This is a genomic window from Bacillus sp. AP8, assembly GCF_000321185.1.
GTDB lineage: Bacteria > Bacillota > Bacilli > Bacillales > DSM-1321 > Bacillus_AD > Bacillus_AD massilioanorexius.
Map to the genome: position 1 here is coordinate 21,815 of NZ_CAPG01000012.1, position 23,727 is coordinate 45,541.

The following is a 23,727-nucleotide window of genomic DNA, read 5'->3' on the forward strand; positions in this document are numbered from 1 at the left end:
GTTTTCATCCTCTATCTGTTTAAAAGTTCTTTGGCTATATCAACGGCGTATCGGTCAGTAGCTGTTGATATAAAGTTTTGTAGTATTTCTTTACCACCCTTTCTATTCATAATTGTATTAGCTGCTTGATATCGTACCCACCAAGAGGGGTCTTGGATCATCTGCTCCAGATAAGGGCGAGTTCGAGATAATGGAATGTACTCGAACAATTTACCAACCATTAACCTTTCTTCCCAGTGAGGTGAATTTACAAAAGAAAAATAAGTGTTAATATCTTTTACTATCCCTATTTCATATATCGCTTTTAACGAACGGATTCTCATTTCTACATCTTCGTGGTTTAATAAATTCTCTAAGAAAGGAAGAAAGTCGAGATTTCTTTTTAAACCAATTGTATCAATTAGTGAATATTGTTGGTCTAAAGTTAGTTTATGAAGATGTTCGATAAGCTCTTGCACAAACCAATCATCATTAGTTAGTAATAATTTTTTAAATTCGTAGTCCGATAGATTTTCTTCTGCTACTAACTTTTTAAGAAAGGTCTTAGGTTTAAAAAGGGCATAAATTCTTAGTAGTTGAAAACGTTCTTCTTGTGATATTCGATAACCCTCAAGTTTTTCACAATCTTCTATTAAATAATCCATATGGAAATCAGCAATTCGATACAAAGCGAGTATCCGATCACTTATACTTTTACTTTTAAGTAACTCTGCATAGTGCTTCGTTAAATACTCATTTGAAAATCGTTTTATTTTTTTCTGGACCGTTTCATCAGTTAAATTACGTATGTAAGCAAGAAATATCTCTTCTACTCCCTGAATCTCAAATTCCTGTTTGGGGACTAAAGTAACTGAAAAATCGTTGTCATTAATCAAATATTCATGCCAATCCCGTTGCTTTCTCTTAATATACTTCGTTTTTTTATTTTGTTTTCTTGTTTCCTTTAACTGTATGTAAACCAAGTACAAATATAAGCAGAATAGCACAATAGCAAAAGCGATAACAATGATTAATAAAAAATGTAGTGGTATATCTATTATGACCATAATCTTTCCAACACTCTTTTCATTAGAGCTTCAAATAAACGGATATTAAGTGGCTTAATCAAATACTCGTCTACTCCACTTGAGTAAGCATTAATCATCTCTTGCTCAGACTTGCGTTTCGTCATCATAAAAATGATAAACTTTTTATTGTTAGGAAGCTCTCGAAGTCTGTGGACGACCTCTAAACCATTTTTACGAGATAAAATATCATTTACTAGAATAATATGGGTATGGCTGGTATAGTACCAATCAGATTGTAAAAATTCATAGCCATCATGGAACGTTTGGATATCTAATTGAAAATGGTTGATTGAAAGATTTTCAAGAGTAGAAGAAAGCGCTTGTGAAAAAATCTCATTATCCTCTAGAATACTAACTTTAATATGTTCAATCTTTCTTTTTTTAAATTGAGAACTGGAAACAATGGATTTGTTTAAACCGTTTTTTAATAATTGTCTATTCACATTAATTACTTCGCCAAAGGAAGCATCACAATTATTAATTTCACTAATAGTTGTTAATATTTGTAAGTCATATTTATTGAAAAGTGGTTCCATTTTGTTTTGGATGTTAGATAATAAGCGCTTAATAAATGCATAAGCTTCTTTTTCTCCACTTAACGTTAAAATGATGCACCATTCTAATGGTCTAGATAATTTGCAAATCAAATCTGATTTTCGAATTTCCGATTGCAAAAATGCCCCCATTGCATTTTCAATTTGAATATAGTCCTCTTTTTGAAGAACGGTTTGGTTGCAAAGGCTTAGCATGGAGACTGTTATAGGCGATCTAGAACGTTCAACATTTGCTGATAATATATTAAAAAAGTGTTGCATTTGATTTTCATTTATAAAATCATTTTGTAATGTAATTTGAGCTTCAAGCTTTGGAGATTGACTCAACTCTTAATCTATCCTTTCTGATAATTCACTATGGTGGTTTATATATCTATAAAAATTATAGTCTATAAGTTCAATAGATTTAAGTGGTCATTAAATAGTGTATTTATTTTTATTTTTCTAACAATGAAGTTATTTACTAAATTGAAACACGGAATAAGTACTTCATCGTTTTTATCTAGCATTTTTTTTTAGTGGCGAAGCAATGGTTTTAAACTATAGGGCTATATATTTTACTTAAAGATACTGTTCCCGATGAAATTTGAGGAAGAAAAATATTGGCATGTTTAGAATTAAAGGATAAAGAAACTCTCCTCGGTTCTGAAGAGTTAACACAGTTCTGTAAACGCCATTTAGCACCATTTAAAGCTCCTAAAAAATTGTCTTTGTGGATACATTGCCTAGAAATGAACGTGGAAAAGTAAATAAATCGAATTTACTTCAATATTATATGTAGTATATGTTGGATTTTTCATTAAAATGTAGAATATTATATCTGATATATTGGTGATACTATTGTTCAAGTAGTATCACTTTTTTATTGTCAAATAAGGTCGAAATGATGAACAATCTAAATACCATTCTTTTTGAAAAATATATGAATCAAACCATTATATAGTATAAAGTTAGTGAAAAACTTCACCATTATAACGAATAGTCCCATTTACACACGACAAATGTAATATAAATATAATATTTAAGCAATTAAAAATATGGTAAAGTTTGATTTGCAGGAGGTGGTATGAGTAAACTCATTTTTGCGAATCTTTTTAACTTTTTATCATAGATTTAGATGAAAAATTCTTTAATTTATTATTTAGAAAGTGAGAACAAATGTGAATAATAATACAAATGAATCCAAGAAAGTTACATCCAAAAAACGTGTATTAAAATGGACATTGATCAGTATTTTAATCGTAGTTTTAATTATAGCTTGTTACGGGGCTTATGTTTTTATTAAGGTGAAAGGAGCTCTGGATAATACTACAACAGATATAGGAAGAAAAGGGGATAAATCAGAACTTAGAGAAGAAGCTCTTACCTTCGGGAAAGACCCCATCTCTATACTATTATTAGGAGTAGAAGAGTACACTAGCAAAAATAAAAACGGTCGAGCAGATACACAAATTATCTTAACATTAGATCCTAACAATAATGAAATTAATATGATTACAGTGCCAAGAGATACAAGGGTTCATATTGAGAATGCAGGAGAGTATACTGGTATACATAAAATAAATGCTGCTTATAGTTATGGCTCTATTACAGGATACGGGGCAGTTAAACTTCAAATGGAGACTGTCGAGAAGCTTCTTGATATCCCAATAGATTATTATATTACTGTGAATTTTGATGGCTTTCGCGATATAGTTGATGCACTTGGTGGTGTTACAATTGATGTGAAAAAAGATTTTTGGGAAAAGAACTTTTATACAAATGAAAAAATTGAATTTAAGCAAGGAGAACAGCATTTATCAGGTGAAGAAGCATTAGCCTTTGTTCGTATGAGAAAAAGAGCGGTCGATGCTTCATATTCAAGAGATGAAAGACAGAGACAATTCTTAGAAGCTACGGTTGATCAACTAATATCAGCTGGAACCATTTTTAAAGTAGGAAAAATTACAGATATTCTTGGAAAAAATGTAAAAACAGATTTAACTGCTAGTCAAATCTATGCATTGCAAAAACGATATTTAAAATCAGAAAATCTGTCTATACAATCTACTGAAATACAGGGGGAAGATCAAATAATAGATGGATCCTCATACTTTGTTGCAGATGAAACAAGTCTTAAAGAGTTGAGTCAAAAGATTCGAGGGATATTAAAACTAGATCCAACAGAAAATTTCACTACTAATGCTGATTTTGTTCAGTAATTTGTATATTGTCTTGCAGATGGATAATTGCAGAGTCTTAGATAAAGGGCAGTTTTTCATTGTGCTATTTTATATAAACAACAACATATTTTTCTGATGTTCTTATTAAAGCCTTAAATCCAGAAACCTAAAGATATAGGTTTCTGGTTTTTTTGTGAAAAAGAAAACCCTGGGCTATGCCTAGGGTTCTAAAAAGCTTATAGCGTGGTATTAAAAAAACTCTTCCGAGGTGCTAAACTATTTTTGGTTCGCCAACCAAAATAAAAGCATACGGAGGAGTTTTTTATGTCAAAAGACACTAATAGTTTAGCACACACAACTTGGAATTGTAAGTATCATATCGTCTTTGCACCAAAGTATAGAAGGCAAGTTATTTATGGGAGAATAAAGAAGGATATTGGGCAAATACTACGCACTTTATGCGAAAGAAAAGGTGTAGAAATCATTGAAGCAACAGCGTGTAAAGATCACGTGCATTTGTTAGTAAGCATTCCACCTAAGTTAAGTGTGTCTGCATTTGTAGGTTATTTAAAAGGAAAAAGTAGCTTGATGATATTTGATCGTCATGCCAATCTGAAATATAAATATGGAAATCGAAAATTTTGGTGTACAGGATTTTATGTAGATACAGTTGGAAGAAATAAAAAGGTAATAGAAAATTATATACGTAATCAAATACAAGAAGATATAGTCGCAGAACCTAAGTATGATGGAATATATTGATCCATTCACTGGTGAAGAGGTAAAGAAAAAGAATAGAAAATGAGCGGAAGACCTTTTAGGTCAAGCCAGTAAAAGTAGTACAAAAGGCGAACCATTCAAAAGCCCTTTAGGGTTTGGTCAGTAACAAAGGCTTTCAGCCGCAGAACAAACCACCCGTTCTCACGGGTGGTTTTGACTTTACAGAATGTAGAAAATCTCGTTGATTTTCCGTGAGCCGAGCCTTTATCAACTATATGCGTAAATAATCCTATAACTTGCTGTAACTATTGAATCATGACATCAAATAAGATAAATATGGTAATATAAATAAATGCCATATAACAATTAACTCTATTAAAATCAATAGAATTACAAAGGATGTTATTAATCAAATATATAATTATTAGATTGAATATTTTTAATTTTAGACTTCGTTAATATGGGATACTGGCTGACACTTGCCTTTGGAAAATAAATGGAATGGAGTTTTTTACAATAAAGAAATGGAATAAGTCATACTTTAAGAAAAGACAGGAATCGAGATTATTTGTCTAGAAAGCTGTAAAGGCTTACTTTTCTTATTCTAGGAAATGGGGTTCTTATGAAAATAAATAAGAGAGTATGTAAATGTTGAGGAATGTTCGCATCATTAGCGGGATTGTATTCATATGGGTAAGCTTTCTATATATTCTTCTTCCTCAACCTTTAATGGTTTTACTCTTTTGTATAGTAGGTCTAGTTTTTATAAGTACTTTTATAGAGAAGAAAAGTCTGAAGGGAGATTAGAAGTTTGAAGTCTAAAAAGAAGAAATTGCAAAAAATCATTCCTACGAATCGTTTGAATCTATTATTTTTAGTAGTCTTTGTTTTATTTGCAGGTCTCATTATAAGATTAGGCTTTGTACAGATTGTTTCAGGTGAAAAGTATAATGATGAATTAAATCGAACGAACTTGAATACGATTAAGCAAAATGTTCCTAGAGGAAGAATTTTAGATCGTAATCATAATATTATCGTAGATAACGTTGGTGTAAATAGTATCGTTTATACTCAAGGGGAACATGAAAAAAATGAAGTTATGCTTAAAACGGCTAAGAAACTTATCCAATATATAGATGTCGATACTAGTCGAATTACAGAGCGTGATAAGAAAGATTATTGGATGATCATTCACCCCAAAAAAGCAGTTGCTAAATTATCACAGGAAGAATTAACTGATGAAAAATTAAAGCCTGTAGATCAGTACCACTTGCAGTTAGAAAGAATTACATCTAAGGATCTAGCTACACTTTCTAATGAAGACTTGAAGATTTTAGCTGTTTTTCGAGAAATGAAAAGAGGAAGAGCTTTTACTCCTCAGCCGATAAAAAATGTCAATGTAATCGAAAAAGAAATTGCTAGAGTTAGTGAAGCTCTTGATGAGCTGCCCGGTGTAGATATTGTAATTGATTGGAATAGAAAATATCAATACGGTGATATATTTCGTTCGGTCTTAGGAAATGTTTCTTCAGCTGAGAAAGGCTTACCTAAAGAAAAGCTAGATTACTATCAAGCGCGAGGGTATAGCTTAAACGACCGAGTTGGAACAAGTCAGCTTGAATTACAGTATGAAGATGTTCTACAAGGTGTAAAAGCAGTGAATCAAATTGTAACGAATAATAATGGAGATATTATTGGTTCAAAAAAAGTGAAAGATGGTAAGCAAGGAAACGATTTAATCCTTTCAACTGACATTAGGTTACAAAAGAAAGTAGAGGAAGTTCTCACTAATGAATTGATTCGGGCGAAATCTGGAAGTGGTGGTAAACATTTAGATCGAGCTTATGTAGTTATGATGAATCCTGTTACAGGTGAAGTTTTAAGTATGTCAGGTAAGCGAATTAATGAAAAAAATGGAAAATATGAAGTAACAGATGATGCACTGGGTACAATAAATTCAGCTTATGCAATGGGATCATCTGTTAAAGGTGCGACTGTTCTTACTGGATATAAAACGGGTGCCATTTCACCAGGCTCTTATTTAGTTGATGGACCAATTCAATTAAAAGGCGCACGGGTTAAAAAATCGGTCAGTAGTATGGGATTAGTAAATGAAATTTCTGCATTGCAACGTTCATCTAACGTTTATATGTTTAAGGTAGCGATTAGAATGCTAGGTAGGGAGTATTCTCCTGGTATGAAACTTCCTAATAATCCAAAAGTTTTCGAAGAGATGAGATTTCATTTCAATCAGTTTGGATTAGGGGTAAGAACTGGAATCGACTTGCCAAATGAATCGAGTGGTTTTAAACAAACGGCTGAAAATCCTGGGCTTTTGCTGGATTTTGCTATCGGACAATATGATACTTATACGCCAATGCAATTAGCACAATATGTATCTACTATTGCAAATGGAGGCTATCGTGTTAAGCCCCACCTAGTAAAGGAAATTAGAGAAACAAACCCGAATGAAATGGAAAATGAAAATGTTATTAAGACAATTAATCCAGAGTACTTAAATCAATTAGATAATTCAAAAGCTGAATTATCTAATGTTCAGGAAGGGTTTCGACGAGTGTATCAGGTTCAACGTGGAACAGCATATACTTATTTTAATCAAGAACCTTATCGAAATTATAAATTGGCAGGTAAAACAGGCACTGCACAATCTTTTTATTATGATCCAATATTAAGAAAGACATTTTTGAGTGAACCAACTTACAATCTTACATTAGTTGGCTATGCTCCGTTTGATAATCCTGAAATTGCTTTTGCGATTGTAGTGCCTGATATGGGAACTGACAAAGATCCAGTCAATAAATATATTGGTCAAGGAATCATTAAAGCCTATTTTGATTTAAAAGCAGGAGAACAGGGGCAAGCCAAAGAGTAATAATAGAAAATATAAATGCTTGATAAGTTACTAGAAGGGGAGCATTTAGTTTTCCTTAAGTGTCACAAAAGGGAAGAAGGAAGTAATACAAGCCATCAAAGAGAGGAACAAGGGAGAAGGTATGTCTCTTTTCCGTAGAAAGCGAACGGATTGAATCCATAGTGAACCAGTTGTCTTTAACATAATCCAGTAGAAAGAGCGAGTCAAAAGTGATGGTTGCTTACTTTTGACTCGTTTTTCTTTTGATAAAACAAATTCCTCCTTTATATATGAAATGTTTGTGTAAATTCCAAGGGAATGAATAAGTAGCATTCTTCTAAAATAAAAACTGGATAAAATGTATAATTTTGTTATTATTATTAGAATATTAAAATAAAAAGAATGAGAGGGAAATGATACATGAAATGGTTCACTATTTTATATCAAGTATTGATATTAATAGCTTTCAGTATGATGGGTAGCTGGATTCAAAAAATGTTCGACATACCTTTGCCAGGAAGTTTAATAGCATTACTTATTCTATTTACTTTATTAGCTTTTAACATTGTGCCAGTCAAATGGTTTGAAACAGGTGCAGAAAAATTAGTTGCTATCATTCCAATATTTATGATTCCAGCAACAACAGGCATAATGAATTATGGCTCTTTCTTTTTACAAAAGGGAAGTATAGTATTACTTGTAGTTGTTGTAAGTACAACTTTTGTTTTGCTAATCTCTGGTTTTATAAGTCATAATGTTTGGAGATTCAATAGGAGAAAAACAATAGAAAAAGGAATTGGGACGGAACAATGATATGGATCGTGATAACGATGATTCTCTACTATGTGGCAATTAAACTTCATCATAGATTTTCGTCACCACTTACTTTACCCATTGTTACAGTTACAGCTATGATTATTTTATTGTTAATTATTTTCGGGTTATCACATGAGGATTATCTTAACCAAGGTGGTAAGTGGCTTTCATATTTTCTAGATGCAGCTATCGTTTCGTTAGCAATACCTCTTTATAAACAAAGAAATATTTTAAAAGAAATCTTTCTTCCGATATTTTTAGGAGTTGTTTCAGGAATTGCTATATTATTTGTTTTTAATATAGCTATCGGATATGTATTGAAGCTAGATAGGGAAATAATTACTTCAACTTTGCCACAATTAGTCACTATGCCTATTGCTGTTTCTTTATCAGAGCAGCTAAAAGGAATTCCTTCTATGACTTCTGCTTTTGTAGTCATAGCAGGAATGACCGGTGCAATCATCGGTCCGTTAATGATGAAAGTTTTTCGAATTACGAGTAGGGTAGGGAGAGGTGTGGCTATGGGATGTGCATCACACATTATAGGTGTTTCTCGCTTGTTGAAGAATAGTAGTGATGAAGCGGTGATCGGGTCCGTTACTATGATTCTAACAGGCATACTTGCTAGTATATTTATTCCGTTTGGCTTGCACTTATTTTTTTAAATGACAAGTTGATATTTCTTAATGAGACTACTATGGTAGGTATGCTATAGATAATTAAAAATGAAAAAAAGCTTGGATCTCTTATTGGACACCAAGCTTTTTCTTTTGGGATTTGTTGTTTGTATTGATCTATTTGAAGAAGCATTTTTTTCTAGGAGAAATTTCGCTAAATCTAATAAAATCAAATACAAAGAAACGTGCTTCTTTTAAAGTAATACTTTCTTTTCTTTTTTTAATAAACGAAATTTAATAAACGGAACTGCGAAACGGTCTAATCCAAATAGATAAGATGCACTACCACCGAATAATAAAATAACTGCTGCTGTATAGAGAATAGGGTTTGTGCTTACTGTTCCAGCTAATAAGAAATTAAGATTCATAAATGCTCCTGCTATAAGTGCTGGAATAGTTGCTGCTCCAAGAATTAATCCAATACCTACTAATAACTCTCCCCAAGGAATTAATACATTAAAAATTTCTACGTTAGGAATAGCGAATGATTCTAGAAATGATGCATACCACCCTTGAACAGCAGGATGATCACCTGTAGCTTTAGCTAGTGCTCCTTGTAAAAAACCAGAAGCATCAAATCCACCGCCAGTTACCTTGCCCCAACCTGAGACAAGCCATTGGTATCCAAGCCAAACTCGTAAAATTGTGAAGAGTCCCGCTATTATCGAGTTATTTCTCCATGTGTTTTCCATATGTACCTCCAAAAATATAATTTGCGAAAAATATCACAAATAAATACTACAATATCTCATATTATTACGCTACTAAACGTAATAAATTTGTTAATGGTAATTTAATCCTTGTCAGAGAAAGCAAATTAATTAAACATATTATAAAGATGTAATGAAGATTAAAAAAATTTTAAATTTAAACCTGTTGATAGTTAGAGGTTTGAGCTCTTTCTTTTTTAGAAATGAGTGGGACTATTTTTAAATAGAGTCAGAATCAATTTTTTCTTGTATAGTATGAAGGGAAGATATGTGGTTAAAGTATATGAAGAATAGTGGGGGTCAGCTTTGATTAGTAGTCAAAGAGAGCTAGTAAAAACAAAATTAAATGATATTCCAGATTTACCAGGGATTTATAAAATGCTTGATTCAAGAAGAAATATCATATATATAGGGAAAAGTAAATGTCTTAAAAAAAGAGTAAAATCTTATTTTGTAAAATCACCTAAATGGGAAAAGGTAAAGAAAATGGTTCCATTCATCTATGATATAGAATATGTCACGACTGATACTCATTTAGAAGCAATGCTATTGGAGTGTGAACTGATTAAACGCGTACAGCCATACTTTAATGTGCAAATGAAAAATGACAGTCGATATGTATATTTACATGTAGGAGATGAGCAAATATCCTCTCCAATTTCAATTGTACATGAAAGAGGAAAGGACTGTTATGGACCTTTTAGAAGCAAGCATGTTGTCGAAAACATGTTGGCTGAATTGAAAAATGTTTATCCTATCACTAAAAATAAATCGGGTTATGAGTTTGAATATCATGTCTTACCAATTCAGATGACTGATATTCAAATCAAGGAAAATAGTGAAGCTATTCGTGAAATGTTTAAAGATATACGGAAAATGGATAAGTTTTCTCTGCAATTAGAGAAGAAGATGAAACAAGAAGCTGAAAGCTTTCATTTTGAATCTGCTGCAAAGTATCGAGATATTATTCGAGCAATCGAGTATTTTAAGAACGGAATAAATCGTTATAAAGATTTAAGTATGAAACATCTATTGTTAAAATTGAAGATTTGTAAAGGGTATAAGCTAATGTATATTGTAAAAGGTAATGTCATTTACAAGCAGAATTACACTTCTGTAACAAAAAAAGATCAAGAGAAGTTTATGGAACAAGCAAAAAGAGAATATGATAATACCAAACGAATAGACCATGAAAAAAGTAATATAGATTTTTTAGATATTCTGTATTCCGAAATTCTCACACTTCCAAAAGATGCAATTTATGTTATTGATCATGACAGTTAGCTAAGTAATACATTAATAATCGATTAATTTTTTTAATAATCACTAATTGCAACAAAGTATCAAACAAAAGAGATTTAAGATATGTAAAAAGGTGCCAAAACAAAATAGTTGGCACCTTTTTTATATGATGTTCTTAATCAATAGTAAAATATCTATCTTAGAAAAAGAAAGGAATAATCGATCCTATGATTGCTCCTAAGATAGCAGTTAAAGCCATTGAAACAGAGCCCATTGAGAAGCTAAGTTCTCCATATTCAGATGCTTTTGATGTTCCAAGTGCATGGGAAGCACTTCCAAGAGCAATGCCTTTTCCCATCTCACTATGAATTCGGCTCCACTTGATAAAAATAGGCCCTAGCACAGTTCCGACAAAACCAGCTATAACAACTAATACAACGGTAATGGCTGGAATGCCACCTAATTCAGAAGAAACCTCCATAGCTACAGGTGTTGTTATCGATTTTGGTAAAAGAGAGAGAATCATTGCCTTGCTTACTCCAAATAGAAAGGCTAATAATGATCCACTAATCATGCCAACGAACAATCCAAAGGTAACACCCGATACAATAGGAAGCAAATGTTTCTTTAATATTTTTCGTTGATTATATAACGGATAAGCAAGTGAAACTACGGCTGGTCCTAATAAATAATTTATCCATTTTCCGCCGACTAAATATGTGTCATAAGGTATGTGAAAGCAAATAAGTAATGCAATAATCATTAGAACGGTTGTTAATATCGGCGAAAGAAATGGGGAAGAGTAACGTACATAAATCTTATTCATAAATAAATATAGAATAACAGTTAACGTAATTATAAAGATTGCGATGAGTGCTTGTGACATTTCTTCTTTTCCTCTCGATCTTTGGTTTTGCTCTCGATGAATTGACTTGCTCTTCCGGCTGCAATTATGGTCATTACTGTGCTAATGATGACAACTAATAGAACCAATATGCCTTTTCCATAAAAAAGTTCGGGATATTTAATAATTCCAACTAAAGTTGGAACAAATAATAATGGTAGAAAGGCCAGCAAAAAACTAGCTCCTTGTTCAATCCATTTCACTGAGAAAATTTTTTGTGATAATGCTAGAAATAAGAGTAGTAAACCGATAATACTTCCTGGTAGTGGAATATGCAAATAGGTATGTGCGACATTTCCGATTAATAAAAAAACATATAGAATGGCTATTTGAATAATAATTCTGATAATATTCATTGCTGATTGAAATCCTTTGAATAGGAATTCGGGCCCCCTGTTCTTTTTTATGATTTTCATCTAGAAGCTTACGTAAACACGGTATTAAGAAAATTGTAAAAGGATTGAAATGTGTATTTTAAGTTTTACTGATTCGTAGGGATAATGTAACAAGCTTACTGCTGGACAACTTTGGAATCAATCAATCTGCTTGAAAAATGTTTTTGTGCAATAAAAATAATTCTTAAAATATTATGAGTCCTTTAGGGGGAAGATTTAAAATCAAAATACCGGCTAAATCATATCAGTTAAGAGAGAAGAATTATACTGTTTATATAACATCTAAATATTTGAAACGTTATTACGAGAGAACAACTATTAGAAGAATTGTGGGATGAAAAGACATATGTAGACGATAATACATTAACTGTTAATATTACTAGAATAAAAAAGAAATTAAGTGATCTAGGGGTCGATAATGTTATCAGTACAAAAAGAGGAGTTGGCTATGTCTTTAATTCAACTAATATCTAATCTTTTTAAATTAAAAAAGGCCTTTTTGTTCGTATATCTCATTAATTCACTCATCTTTATACTATATGTGTATTTTATAACTGGTTTACCTGATATCCTTTTCCCGTTATCAAGTAGTGTACTGATTCTACTCGTCTATTTAATCTTTTCAGGATTAAAGCTTTATTCTCTTATTTCGAAAATATAAGATGCCAAATATTGTCCTGAAGTTGATTTTAATGAAACTTCTTTAGAAGAGGAGCTTTTTTTGGAACAACTAATGCCATTCACTCTGATTATCAAAAGCAGCTATATGATTTAAAGGTTACTTATTCAGAACGATCGTCTTTTTCACAATGGATACATAATATTAAGGTGTCAATTAGTATTATTGATTTAGCTATTCGAAAAGAGAAAGAATGCAACGATGAATCAGAGTATCTTCAAGATATCATGGATGAAAATCATAAATTAAAAGAAAACCTGGAAGATTGTTTAAATATATTAAGAATGGATGATTTTTCGAGAGACTATATACCTGAAAGAGTTAGCGTGCAAAAAATGGTGTCTCATGTAATTAATGCATTGAAGAAGGATTTCATATATAAAGGTGTTTTTCCTAAAGAAAATATTGATCCTTCAATCGAGGTATATAAGATTTTAAATGGTGTTCATACATACTTAGTCAAATTATTTCTAATAGTATTAAATATAGTCATAGCAATCAGAATAAAACAATCCATATATTCGTGAAAGAGAATAGTAGTGAAATTCAATTAAGTATCCAAGATGAAGGAATCGGAATCCCGTCAGAAGATCTCCATAGAGTTTTTCAGCCTTTCTTTACTGGACAAAATGGGCGCAAGAATGATGCTTCTACAGGAATTGGATTATATATGGTGAAATATATTTCTGATAAACTAGGTCATTCATTGATGATTACATCAGAAGTTGGGATAGGTACGACAGTTACTATTTCTTTTTTAAAAGAAAATACTTATTAAAAGTAGTTGAGGATCACTCACTACTTTTTTTGTATATATGAGTATTCTTAAAAGAAAAAATCATTTTATTTCAAGGGGGAAAGAGAATTGATGTAGAAATAAAATAGTATAGAAAATGGATAACTTTTGAAAAAATAGTCTTCTATCCCGCTACAACGAACTTCATGACCAAATTCAAAGTTTGTAAGAAGTAGTGAAAATATTAAGAAAGATGCTTTAACAAACATGATTGGTTTAAGCGCTAGGTGCTCGAAACTAGAGATGGTAGTAGGAGCAATCAGTTGGGGATAAGAGAATTCCACCAATAAAAAATTTTTTTATAAAGAAAGAGGGAGTTTATGCTAATTCTATCCGAGAAACAGATTCAATCTATATATTCGATGAAGGATGCAATAAAAGATTTAGAAAATGCCTTGAAAGACGCTGTTAGTGGAAACATAATCAATCCAAAAAGAACTGTGCTCGATATTCCAAAGTATAATGCATCTGCACTATATATGCCTTGTGCAATGAATGCGATTGGAAAAGCAGCTGTAAAAGTCGTTACTATTTTTCCTGAAAATCCTGCAAAAGGAATGAAGACGACACAAGGAGTAATCATGCTTAGTGATACAACTACTGGGGAACATCTGGCATGCTTAAATGCTTCATACTTAACACGCTTGCGGACAGGAGCCATAAGTGGAATAGCAACGAGCTATTTAGCAAAAAACAGTGCTTCAAGTGTGGCTGTTATTGGTTGTGGAGCAATGGCGGAAGAACAGTTACAAGCTGTCCTTGAAGTACGTAATATTACTACTATTCATCTTTACAATCGCACAAAACAAAAAGCATCTCAATTTGCAGAAAAGTTGGCTCGAAATCATTCAAATTATCGGGGCGAGATTAACATTATGGAACGAGCAAATGATGCTGTATCAAACGCAGATATTGTAATTTGTAGCACACGTTCCAAAACACCAGTGTTTGCAGGCTATGCACTCCAAGAAGGAACACATATCAATGGTGTTGGATCATATTTGCCTGATATGCAGGAAGTAGATGAGGAAACAATATTACGTTGTTCGAAAATTGTGGTCGATACGATAGAAGGGACAAAAGAAGAAGCTGGTGATTTAATTATTCCTTCCAATGTAGGAATATGGAATTTTACTAAGGTTCACGGAGATATTAGTGAGCTATCTACCAAGAAAATTTCTGGTAGAGAAAATGAGGAAGAAATAACTTTTTTTAAATCTGTTGGAACAGCTTACTTTGATCTGGCAGTAGCTGCTGCTGTTTATAGTAAAGCTATTCAAGAGAATATTGGTACGAGGGTAGAATTGTAACCCAGGTATACCTTGATAAATGTATTAGGCATATGAAACTATTAATATAGTGGGTGTTTTTAATATAGTGGGTGTTTTGAAAATTATTGTGCTGTGGGTTTTGTTCAATAACTTGTATCTTATAAGATAATTCTTTTTGGTTATTTTATTGCAGGTTTAGGGCCTTTCCTCTTTATAATTTTACATGATGTAACGCATTCATGGACATCGGTTATTTTTATACTGCTATTGTTTACTTTGTTTCTTGTTCTAGCGGGTTGGGACGCAGGAGAAAATCGCTATATTAGTGAAAATCAAGTCTAAAGTTATGGAAACCTATACTGTTATATGTCAAGTTGTGTAGTAGAATACCATACTACAGGATAAGTTAAATTTGAATAGGAAAAAGAGAAGTCCTATAAGCAAGTCCAATTACTGCAGTTAATGCATCTAAAAATGGACTAACAGCATCAGTTAAAGTCATTTGTAAATAAGACCAAACGGCAGCTGCACCTAAAGTAATAGCAGCCCATGTGATCATTCCTTTTACACTTAATTTTGACGTATTAGCTACTTCTTCAATTTCACCTTTATTTTTAACCCAGAAATACCAGCCAGTAACATTAAAGAATAATTGAGCAATGGATAAGACAACCATCGCATATAAACCCTTTAGGAAATATATATACATGAAACATACAACAGCGATACCACCAAATAAAAAGTTGATTGCTTTTTCACGAGCAATTAACCAAACATTTATAACACACACGATAGAAGCAAATATTTCTATATATGAGGCCTTCATAATTAGCCCTCCCATTAAACATAGAACGGTTGCGATAACAGCAAAAAGTGGATTTTTAATCATTGGTAATACTCCTATTCTAGTTGATTTTTATTTTTGGTAAACGCTTTCAAATTTTATTTGTGATTACTAGATAATCATGAGCTCATACATATAGTATAGAGATAAGGGACATATAGATATAGGACATGTGTCTGCTAATTAATAGGAAAATGAGTATTTTTTAATCGAAATTCAATCTAAAATGAGACATGTGTCCCGAACAGTAAAATATATTCCTATTCATTATGCTAAGTAATTAAGTAAGAAACTGCTCAATAAGTGATAGGTATAGTTCAAATCCAATCTACGACTATCACTAGAATAGTAGTAGATTCTTTGTTTTATTACGGTCATATTTCAATTTGGTAATATTAAGATTTCTTCTCTCTTCAATAACTTTTATTTTGATATAATTCAAATGAATTAGTATTAAATAACGCTAGCGTATACTAATTTAGTAATGTTATATTAATGTTTGGTAGGTCAACCTACAACTAGAAAACATCTAGGTAGAGGAGGAAACTTTAGTAGAATGAAATTTACAAAATTACTACTATGTGTATTACTAGTAGTACCCGCTTTATTCGCATTTAGTCACACATCAACAGAAGCAGCGACTCGTTTTAAAGACATTAATGAAAAGCATCGTGCGTACAAAGAAATTGAGTATTTAGCTCAAGGGAATATTGTCAATGGACGAACAGATGGGAGATTTTTGCCAAATCAAAATGTTACTCGAGCTGAAGCGGCGGCATTTATTGGACGTGCTTTAAATTTGGATGGGACAAAACGTTCAACATCTTTTAAAGATGTTGGAGCAAGTAACTTTGCTTCTGGTTATATTCAGTCCGCAGTTAATAAAAAAATCATTTCAGGATATGGCAATGGTACTTTTAAGCCTTATGAGAATATTACACGCGGTGAAATGGCGATCATGATAAGTCGAGCATTTGGCTATGATTTTGGTAATACAACATCAGGAGCTGCAAAAGCTTTAATGTCAAGAGGTATTGCACAAGGAGTATCCAATGGTTCATTTGGTGAAAGCTTGAAGATTATTCGAGCAGATTTCTCTGTGTTCTTAGCTAGATCCATCGATTATAAATTACGTTTAAAGCCTACTATTACTTTTTCGGGTGAGAAGTATGTAAATACTCAGGGATTGAATGTTAGAACGGGTCCTCTGACTTATTATCCTTCGATTGGCACTTTGAATAAAGACGAAATAGTCCAAATTGGCTATAATGTTGGGAATTGGACACTTATTAAATCTGATAAATTCACTGGTTTTGTGAATAGTAAATACTTAAGTAATACTATTTCTTCAGGTGGCGATGGTGGATCTGATAATGGAGAATTATCTTCAGAAGTTATTGTGATCGATCCTGGTCATGGTAATCAAGATCCAGGGGCTATCGGTTTTGGTCTGAAAGAAAAAGATGTTGTGTTGGATGTAAGCTTACGAGTTAAAAAACTAATTGCTCAAACACCATTTACAGTGAAGTTAACAAGGGAAACAGATGTTTTCTTAGAGCTTTCAGAGCGTGTTGCATTTGCGCAAAAAGTGAACGGGACAACATTTGTTAGTGTCCATGCTAACTCATTTAATGGCAGTGCGAGTGGTTCTGAAACATATTATTATGGAGCTTCAAAAGCTACTAATCCAAATGTAAGTGATAGTAAGCTATTAGCAACTAAAATTCAAGACCGCTTAGTAGTAGCTATGGAAACGCAGGATCGTGGAGAAAAGCATGGTAATTTCCATGTGCTTAGAGAGAATACAATGCCTGCAGTGCTTGTTGAGCTGGGCTTTATCGATAATAAATCAGATAATGCAAAGCTAGCTTCCAATTCGTATCGTACTAGAGCGGCTAATGCTATTTATCTAGGAATTTTAGATTATTATAAGGCAAAGGGCTTTTCTGTAGATCATTTATACAGTGTAGTTAAATAATTTGTAATACATAAAAAAGAGTCTAGTAATTAGGCTCTTTTTTTACGAGATCAAAAAAAGAATCAATCTTTATTATCAAAGTAAATTTCTCATCATTTGATTCTAGCAAGACAGGTGCACGAACTAATTAAAAGTACATTTCTCAAAAAGATTATTATTTTTATAAAAGTTCAGTGTATAAAGCAATTAAGTGTAGGTTTATCATCTTGTTATTGGAAGCAAAGTTAGTGTAAACAGCCTAGTAATATAGAAAAAATTGCGAATATTTATGTAATTTTATTAAAAAGAATATCAATTTTTTTCTAATAGATACAATAATACCAAATATTAAGTATAATAGTAGCTGTATGTTGATAGAGAAATATATTAAAATATTTAAGTCTAAGATTATATGACAAAATTTTTATTAGGAAGGGAGATTTTATATATGAAGAATAGAAAAATATTAAAGAGCATGATGTCTTTAGTACTGACACTTGCTTTATTTGTTACTCTTATTCCTATTCAAGCAAAGGGTGCGAGCAATTCACTTCCCAAAAATGAGATGCGTGCAGCTTGGATTGCTACAGTAACGAATATTGACATGAAGGCTGGTATGAATCAATCTCAATATACAACTTGGGTAAAGTCAACTTTGGATAAATTGAAAGCAGATAATTTTAATGCTGTTATTTTTCAAGTGAAACCGACGAATGATGCATTATATCCTTCTAAACTAGCTCCTTGGTCATCATACATAACAGGAAAGAAACAAGGGACAAATCCTGGTTATGATCCATTACAAATAATGACTGATGAAGCACATAAAAGAGGGATGGAGCTTCATGCTTGGATTAACCCTTATCGTGTTACAATGAAAAATCAATCATTATCAACTCTGTCAGCTGATAATGCTGCCATTAAGAATACAAGCTGGGTAGTTAAATATGGTTCCCAATATTTCTTGAATCCTGGGATGCCTGAAGTCCAAAATTATTTAATCTCTACAGTGAGAGAGTTAGTAGAGAATTACGATATTGATGGTGTTCATATGGATGATTATTTTTACCCATATAAAATTCCTGGACAAGAATTTTCAGATCAAGCGGCATTTAAAAAATATGGAGCCGCCTTTAAAACAGTTGATGATTGGCGCCGTAATAATGTAAATGTATTAGTGAAAAATATTTATGAAGAAATCAAATCAATCAAATCGCATGTTCAATTTGGTATTTCACCATTTGGTGTGTGGCGCAATAAATCTCTAGATCCGACTGGTAGTGATACACAAGCTGGAGTTAATAATTACGATGATTTATATGCAGACACAAGACAGTGGATTAAAGATGGATCAATTGATTATATTACCCCACAAATTTATTGGTCTAGAAGCTTAGCAGTGGCCAATTATTCGAAATTATTAGATTGGTGGAGTAAAGAAGTCGAAACGTATGCAAAAGTTCACCAAGTGAATTTATATATTGGAGTAGCCGATTATAAAGTTGGTAACGACTCAGATAGCGCATGGAATAATAAAATGGAGCTTCCAAATCAAATACTAGCGAACAGAGCAAACGGTGTAGCTAAAGGGCAAATGCATTTTTCTTTAAAAGATTATCAGAAGAATGCTTTGGGTTATGCGACAATTGTTAAACAGCAAATGTATAACTACAAAGCATTAACACCAGCTACACCATGGAAAGGTAACACAGTTTCACAAAAACCAACTGCTGTACGTGCAAATGTCGAGACATTGGGAATTAAGTTAGTCATTACGGATCAAAATAGTACTCAACCAAGAAAATATGTTATTTATCGCTTTGACGGAAGTAAGGAAGGTTCTTATCAAGATCCAAAAAATATTATTGATGTTATTTATCATTCAAAAGGGACTACAGAATTTGTAGATCAAACAGCAGATAAGAATAAAACTTACACATATGGTGTAAAAGCTGTATCTGCAACAGGTGTGGAGAGTCAAGGAGCTGCAATTGCTAAGATTGGCGAAGTAGAGGAGACTCCTGGAGGAGATACTGATCCTGGAGAAAACGCTATTTTCAAAGATATCCCTTCTACACATAGAGCATTTAAGGAAATTACGTATTTAGCACAAGGAAATATTACGAGTGGCGATAAATATGGAAACTTTAATCCTAATTTAAATGTAACTCGTGGTGAAGCGGCGGCTATGATTGGGCGTGCACTAAATTTAGATGGTACACAGAGAGAATCTACATTTAATGATGTAAGTACTAGTATGTTTGCTTCTGGCTATATTCAATCTGCTGCAGATTTAAAAATATTATCAGGCTATAAAGACGGATCATTTAAACCTTATGCAAATGTAACACGTGGCGAAATGGCGCTAATGATTAGTAGAGCATTTGAATATAATTACGGAAATACAACTGCTGGTGCAGCAGAAGCTTTAATTTCTAGAGGAATAGCTCAAGGTATGGGTGATGGAACTTTCGGTGCAAATTTAAGTATTATTCGTGCAGATTTTGCAGTGTTTCTGGCAAGAGGTATTGATTACACTCTACGTGTTAAGCCATCCATTACTTTTAATGAAGAAATGTCAGTAAATACAAATACCCTTTCTATTAGAAAAGGACCATCAAACGCATATACACAATTAGGTACACTTACAAAAAATGAGAAAGTTCAGATTGGCTACAAAGTAGGTAGCTGGTCTTTAGTGAAATCTCAATCAGGTGTTATTGGTTTTGTTCCTAATTCTTCATTAATCAAATAAAGTATAAAAAAGGGATCAGTGTACTGTTATATGCAGATATTGGTCCCTTTTTTTACTAAAAAATATAAGTTAAGAGTAGAATTTGGCTGTGAGCTCAGAAAAACGATAATTCGCTCAGTAACGTAGAATAGAACTCTAAAAATCATGATTTCCTCCGAAAAACTTATACAATCTATCAGCAAGAAAAGAAGCTGTAATGAATATCATGCTCGTTACAAAAATCTCTGAATTTAGCTTCACATTCTGGCCCCTTGAATGTTTCTTGAACAAGAGGAAGTAATTCTTTATTTGAATTAAAGGTACTTTTTAATAAAGAATGTAGTTTTTGGGTATCTTCTTCTGATAAAGAATAAAAATATTCATGCTCGTAGTCTCCCTATACTTCTTCCACTAGAGACCCTAAGTCTTGTCCAGAGATTTCTAATTTATGATTTTTTACTGTTGCGGTTATGGATATGGAGACACTTTTACTCTTTTGATTATATAAATCCACACTTTCCATAAAAGCTCACCTCTCATTTTTGTGCTATTTTATTGAATACCCTTAAAAATGAAAGGAAAACGAGAATGTCCAAAAAGAAATGTGATGAAAACCTTTTGTGTTTTATGAGATTTGCAGATTCTTACTTATCTCAGGGTAAGGAGTAAAATAAAGTGATGCACAAGAGCGTAACGCGTAACATTCATTCAAAACGGAGAGACATAAAGCTTAGGGGTGTATCTGAAAAGTAATAATAAATTTCTTTTCAGATACACCCATTTCAATGTTAGACTATTATGATTTTATTTTTGGAGTAATATATTGCTCTAAAAAAGATTGAATTTTTTGTAAACGGCTATTTGGTTTTCTTTTTTAGCAAAGCCATGTCCTTCGTCCTCCAACACCATATATTCTATGATTCTATCTTTGTTCTTTAATGCCTGCACAATTTGATCAGATTCTTCTTTAATAACACGAGGATCATTAGCTCCTTGAATAACAAGCATTGGTTTTGTCATGTAGTCTATGTATGTAATTGGTGAAAATTCAATTAGCTTTTTTTTATCTCGTTCAGGATGACCGACCCATTGATCCATTACGGGCTTCCAAAACTCTGGAACCGTATCAATAAAGGAAAATAAATTAGATGGTCCACAAATATCGATGACTGCTTTGAAATAATCGGCATGACGCCCATGTAAAAGAAGAGCCATATAACCACCGTAGCTTCCTCCCATTAATATGCTGTTACCTTTTGACGTATAACCGTTATCGATTAACCAATCTAACCCAGCGATTAAATCAAGTCGTGGACCATTTCCCCAATCTCCCTCTACCATTTTGGTAAATGTTAAACCATATCCAGTAGATCCACGAAAGTTTGGTGCAAATATACTATAACCTTGATTCAATAATAGTTGAAAATAAGAGTCGTAAATTTTTCGCTCAGCATACTGCGGTCCACCATGTGGACATAAAATCAATTCCCCATTATGATTTTCAGGTTTGGCTTTATAGAAAAGTGCTTCAATTTCTAATCCATCAAAAGAACGGTAAGTAATTACATCTGGCTCAACTAATTCGTCTGAAGAAATACCAGGAACTTTGTTTTGAGTTAATGAAATCCATTTGTTTTCATAACGATAGTAAATGTTTTGAGGATATGTCGCACTCCTGCCTAATAAATACAACCTACCAGATTCGCTCAATTCGAACTGATCAATGATTTGACAAGGTAGAGATAATGATTTCAATATTTGATTTTGTAAATCGTAAACATACAAATAATCTTCTACACCTTTTTCACCTGAGAGATATAATAATTGATTCATTCTATCATATTTCATGCTACTGAAATTCTCATTTTCTATTTGTTTAACTTTTTTAAATGATTTAGTAGTTAAGTTAAATGAAGCTAAATATGAAAAATCAGATTGATAATTTGTGATAAAATAAATCATTGAATTAGACGTGAAGATGCCAGCATGACAAGTATACTGATGGTCAGTTGACGGAGTTAGTTGAATGGAATCTTCACCATCTGTTGCATAAAGTAGCATATGTGTATTTGAAAAGTGCTTATAGTAAAGATAGGTAGAGTTGTCAGGACTAATATCTATTAAGAAAGTTGCTGAATCCTTGCCCTCAATAATCTTTTCTTCATTTCCACTTTCTAAATGTAAGCAATAAGCATCTAAATGTATTGGATTTTCTTTTGATGAAGTGTAATAAAGACGTTTACCATCGGCAGAAGGGATAGGTATAAATTGTTGTGTATTTTCAATATTTACAAGCGGTGTCATAGCACCTCCATGTAATGGTATACAGTAGAGTTGAGTATTTTCATCACCGTCATGATCAAATCCTGCAAATATGAATCTGCCTTGTTTATCATATACTAGGCTCTGACAGCTTTGATTTATAAATGTTAGCGGGTAAGGAAAGTGATTGGGTAAATCCATTCCCCATAAGTTAAACTTCCCATTTAAATTCGTACTAAAAACAAGTTGCGTTTCATCAGGGCTTATTGCAAATCTCTCAATGGAAAAAGTTTGTAGAAACTGCTCTACATCAGGCTTTGGAAAAGATATCATCAAAACACTCCTTGGAATAAATGTAAAAATATGTAATTTTATTTTACTATAACATTATTGGAATTTCTTTACATTCTATTGGGAAGTGCAATTTGATGATGAAAAAGTTTGTATCATTTATTGAATAAACGTTTGAAAGCACATTGTGAGAATTTTGGGAATAAATGTGACATAATAGGGGTGAAAATACGAGGAGGGAAAAATATGTACCAAACTGTAGATCAATTTATAAAAACATGGACCATTGAAGCTGGCTTAACAGAAAAGACTATGAATCAACTAACAGATGATTCTTTAAAACAAGAGATTGCACCTGGATACTGGAGCTTAGGAAAAATTGCTTGGCATCTTGTAACGGTAGTAGGTGTGATTGCTAAACAAACCGGTTTGGAGTTTGAATGCCCTGAACCAAATGCACCTGTTCCGTCTTCAGCAAAAGAAATTGTTTCAAACTATCAAAAAGTAAGTAAAGGTTTGGCTGAGGCTATTCAAAAGCAATGGAAAGATGAAGATATTGTTGCATCTAGCATGATTTTTGGAAATGAGAATGTAAATGGTGCTACTTTATCAATGATAGTAAGTCATCAAATTCATCACCGTGGACAAATGACTGTACTGATGCACCAAGCTGGTGTTCGAGTACCAGGAATTTATGGCCCTTCTAAAGATGATCGAGACGGAAAATAAAAGTCATATACCAGTCGAGGATAAGTGAACGAGATTCGTTTACTT

Annotated in this window: 20 protein-coding genes and 2 pseudogenes; 14 read left to right on the forward strand and 8 right to left on the reverse strand. The window is 32.6% G+C overall.

All coding sequences use genetic code 11. From position 1 onward, the window contains the following. Nucleotides 1–11: 11 nt before the first annotated feature. A complete protein-coding gene (locus BN349_RS02155; RefSeq protein WP_019240628.1) occupies nt 12–1,046 on the reverse strand; it encodes a HEAT repeat domain-containing protein in 1,035 nt (344 codons plus the stop codon). Beyond that, nucleotides 1,037–1,948, reverse strand: coding sequence for a response regulator (locus BN349_RS02160; RefSeq protein WP_019240629.1), 912 nt, complete (start codon nt 1,946–1,948; stop codon nt 1,037–1,039). Before BN349_RS02160 ends, BN349_RS02155 begins: the two co-directional genes overlap by 10 nt. A 275-nt stretch (nt 1,949–2,223) precedes the next feature. Between BN349_RS02160 and BN349_RS25710 the strand changes: the two genes are divergently transcribed. From BN349_RS25710 to BN349_RS02195, 6 genes and pseudogenes are all read left to right on the forward strand, one after another. Continuing rightward, nucleotides 2,224–2,370, forward strand: coding sequence for a hypothetical protein (locus BN349_RS25710; RefSeq protein ID WP_019240630.1), 147 nt, complete (start codon nt 2,224–2,226; stop codon nt 2,368–2,370). 411 nt (nt 2,371–2,781) lie between these two features. After that, on the forward strand, nt 2,782–3,822 hold the full coding sequence (locus BN349_RS02170) for an LCP family protein (RefSeq protein WP_019240631.1): 1,041 nt from the start codon (nt 2,782–2,784) through the stop codon (nt 3,820–3,822). Nucleotides 3,823–4,107: 285 nt separating this feature from the next. Beyond that, a pseudogene (gene tnpA / locus BN349_RS23080) lies at nt 4,108–4,588 on the forward strand (IS200/IS605 family transposase). Between the two features lie 726 nt (nt 4,589–5,314). After that, a complete protein-coding gene (locus BN349_RS23085; protein ID WP_019240633.1) occupies nt 5,315–7,396 on the forward strand; it encodes a peptidoglycan D,D-transpeptidase FtsI family protein in 2,082 nt (693 codons plus the stop codon). Between the two features lie 399 nt (nt 7,397–7,795). Beyond that, nucleotides 7,796–8,188 carry a CidA/LrgA family holin-like protein gene (locus BN349_RS02190; RefSeq protein ID WP_019240634.1) on the forward strand — a complete coding sequence of 131 codons (393 nt, stop codon included), beginning with the start codon at nt 7,796–7,798 and terminating at the stop codon, nt 8,186–8,188. Further along, nucleotides 8,185–8,856 carry an LrgB family protein gene (locus tag BN349_RS02195; RefSeq protein ID WP_019240635.1) on the forward strand — a complete coding sequence of 224 codons (672 nt, stop codon included), beginning with the start codon at nt 8,185–8,187 and terminating at the stop codon, nt 8,854–8,856. The genes BN349_RS02190 and BN349_RS02195 overlap by 4 nt, the downstream gene beginning before the upstream one ends. Nucleotides 8,857–9,062: 206 nt before the next feature. On the opposite strand, the gene BN349_RS02200 is transcribed toward BN349_RS02195, so the two are convergent. Then, entirely contained in the window at nt 9,063–9,560 is a 498-nt protein-coding gene (locus BN349_RS02200) for a DoxX family membrane protein (protein WP_019240636.1), read from the reverse strand. Nucleotides 9,561–9,884: 324 nt separating this feature from the next. On the opposite strand from BN349_RS02200, the gene BN349_RS02205 reads away from it, so the two are divergent. Continuing rightward, nucleotides 9,885–10,862, forward strand: a complete 978-nt coding sequence (locus tag BN349_RS02205) for a GIY-YIG nuclease family protein (protein ID WP_019240637.1) — start codon at nt 9,885–9,887, stop codon at nt 10,860–10,862. Between the two features lie 157 nt (nt 10,863–11,019). Here the strand turns inward: BN349_RS02205 and BN349_RS02210 are convergent, their stop codons facing one another. Continuing rightward, complete coding sequence (locus tag BN349_RS02210) at nt 11,020–11,706, reverse strand: LrgB family protein (RefSeq protein ID WP_019240638.1); 687 nt, start codon at nt 11,704–11,706, stop codon at nt 11,020–11,022. Then, a complete protein-coding gene (locus BN349_RS02215; protein ID WP_019240639.1) occupies nt 11,676–12,080 on the reverse strand; it encodes a CidA/LrgA family holin-like protein in 405 nt (134 codons plus the stop codon). The genes BN349_RS02210 and BN349_RS02215 overlap by 31 nt, the downstream gene beginning before the upstream one ends. A gap of 339 nt (nt 12,081–12,419) precedes the next feature. On the opposite strand from BN349_RS02215, the pseudogene BN349_RS25190 reads away from it, so the two are divergent. The 4 genes and pseudogenes from BN349_RS25190 to BN349_RS02235 form a co-directional block, all read left to right on the forward strand. Continuing rightward, nucleotides 12,420–12,593 (forward strand): annotated as a pseudogene (locus BN349_RS25190) (winged helix-turn-helix domain-containing protein); the annotation flags it as partial. Between the two features lie 354 nt (nt 12,594–12,947). Next, nucleotides 12,948–13,325 (forward strand): hypothetical protein, encoded by a 378-nt coding sequence (locus BN349_RS24680; protein WP_026089127.1) that lies wholly within the window; start codon nt 12,948–12,950, stop codon nt 13,323–13,325. Then, entirely contained in the window at nt 13,277–13,576 is a 300-nt protein-coding gene (locus tag BN349_RS24685) for an ATP-binding protein (protein ID WP_232423503.1), read from the forward strand. The genes BN349_RS24680 and BN349_RS24685 overlap by 49 nt, the downstream gene beginning before the upstream one ends. A 338-nt stretch (nt 13,577–13,914) precedes the next feature. Next, nucleotides 13,915–14,904 (forward strand): ornithine cyclodeaminase family protein, encoded by a 990-nt coding sequence (locus BN349_RS02235; RefSeq protein WP_019240641.1) that lies wholly within the window; start codon nt 13,915–13,917, stop codon nt 14,902–14,904. 367 nt (nt 14,905–15,271) lie between these two features. Here BN349_RS02235 and pnuC read toward each other — a convergent pair whose 3' ends face one another. Then, nucleotides 15,272–15,754 (reverse strand): nicotinamide riboside transporter PnuC, encoded by a 483-nt coding sequence (gene pnuC / locus BN349_RS23095; protein ID WP_019240642.1) that lies wholly within the window; start codon nt 15,752–15,754, stop codon nt 15,272–15,274. Nucleotides 15,755–16,265: 511 nt separating this feature from the next. On the opposite strand from pnuC, the gene BN349_RS02245 reads away from it, so the two are divergent. Together BN349_RS02245 and BN349_RS23100 are read left to right on the forward strand one after the other, a co-directional pair. Then, nucleotides 16,266–17,687, forward strand: a complete 1,422-nt coding sequence (locus BN349_RS02245) for an N-acetylmuramoyl-L-alanine amidase (protein WP_019240643.1) — start codon at nt 16,266–16,268, stop codon at nt 17,685–17,687. 427 nt (nt 17,688–18,114) lie between these two features. Then, on the forward strand, nt 18,115–20,421 hold the full coding sequence (locus BN349_RS23100; RefSeq protein WP_019240644.1) for a family 10 glycosylhydrolase: 2,307 nt from the start codon (nt 18,115–18,117) through the stop codon (nt 20,419–20,421). Nucleotides 20,422–20,797: 376 nt separating this feature from the next. On the opposite strand, the gene BN349_RS26545 is transcribed toward BN349_RS23100, so the two are convergent. Together BN349_RS26545 and BN349_RS02265 are read right to left on the reverse strand one after the other, a co-directional pair. After that, complete coding sequence (locus tag BN349_RS26545; RefSeq protein ID WP_019240646.1) at nt 20,798–20,923, reverse strand: hypothetical protein; 126 nt, start codon at nt 20,921–20,923, stop codon at nt 20,798–20,800. Between the two features lie 305 nt (nt 20,924–21,228). Then, on the reverse strand, nt 21,229–22,995 hold the full coding sequence (locus tag BN349_RS02265; RefSeq protein WP_019240647.1) for a S9 family peptidase: 1,767 nt from the start codon (nt 22,993–22,995) through the stop codon (nt 21,229–21,231). A 204-nt stretch (nt 22,996–23,199) separates the two neighbouring features. On the opposite strand from BN349_RS02265, the gene BN349_RS02270 reads away from it, so the two are divergent. Next, complete coding sequence (locus BN349_RS02270) at nt 23,200–23,682, forward strand: DinB family protein (RefSeq protein WP_019240648.1); 483 nt, start codon at nt 23,200–23,202, stop codon at nt 23,680–23,682. The last annotated feature ends 45 nt before the right edge of the window (nt 23,683–23,727 follow it).

Excerpts from the sequence above, each read along its gene's own strand:
- BN349_RS02155 (WP_019240628.1), bottom strand. The coding sequence starts at position 1,046 with ATGGTCATAATAGATATACCACTACATTTTTTATTAATCATTGTTATC.
- BN349_RS02190 (WP_019240634.1), top strand. The coding sequence starts at position 7,796 with ATGAAATGGTTCACTATTTTATATCAAGTATTGATATTAATAGCTTTC.
- BN349_RS02195 (WP_019240635.1), top strand. The coding sequence starts at position 8,185 with ATGATATGGATCGTGATAACGATGATTCTCTACTATGTGGCAATTAAA.
- BN349_RS02200 (WP_019240636.1), bottom strand. The coding sequence starts at position 9,560 with ATGGAAAACACATGGAGAAATAACTCGATAATAGCGGGACTCTTCACA.
- BN349_RS02210 (WP_019240638.1), bottom strand. The coding sequence starts at position 11,706 with ATGTCACAAGCACTCATCGCAATCTTTATAATTACGTTAACTGTTATT.
- BN349_RS02215 (WP_019240639.1), bottom strand. The coding sequence starts at position 12,080 with ATGAATATTATCAGAATTATTATTCAAATAGCCATTCTATATGTTTTT.
- BN349_RS02235 (WP_019240641.1), top strand. The coding sequence starts at position 13,915 with ATGCTAATTCTATCCGAGAAACAGATTCAATCTATATATTCGATGAAG.
- pnuC (WP_019240642.1), bottom strand. The coding sequence starts at position 15,754 with ATGATTAAAAATCCACTTTTTGCTGTTATCGCAACCGTTCTATGTTTA.
- BN349_RS02245 (WP_019240643.1), top strand. The coding sequence starts at position 16,266 with ATGAAATTTACAAAATTACTACTATGTGTATTACTAGTAGTACCCGCT.
- BN349_RS23100 (WP_019240644.1), top strand. The coding sequence starts at position 18,115 with ATGAAGAATAGAAAAATATTAAAGAGCATGATGTCTTTAGTACTGACA.
- BN349_RS26545 (WP_019240646.1), bottom strand. The coding sequence starts at position 20,923 with ATGGAAAGTGTGGATTTATATAATCAAAAGAGTAAAAGTGTCTCCATA.
- BN349_RS02265 (WP_019240647.1), bottom strand. The coding sequence starts at position 22,995 with ATGATATCTTTTCCAAAGCCTGATGTAGAGCAGTTTCTACAAACTTTT.
- BN349_RS02270 (WP_019240648.1), top strand. The coding sequence starts at position 23,200 with ATGTACCAAACTGTAGATCAATTTATAAAAACATGGACCATTGAAGCT.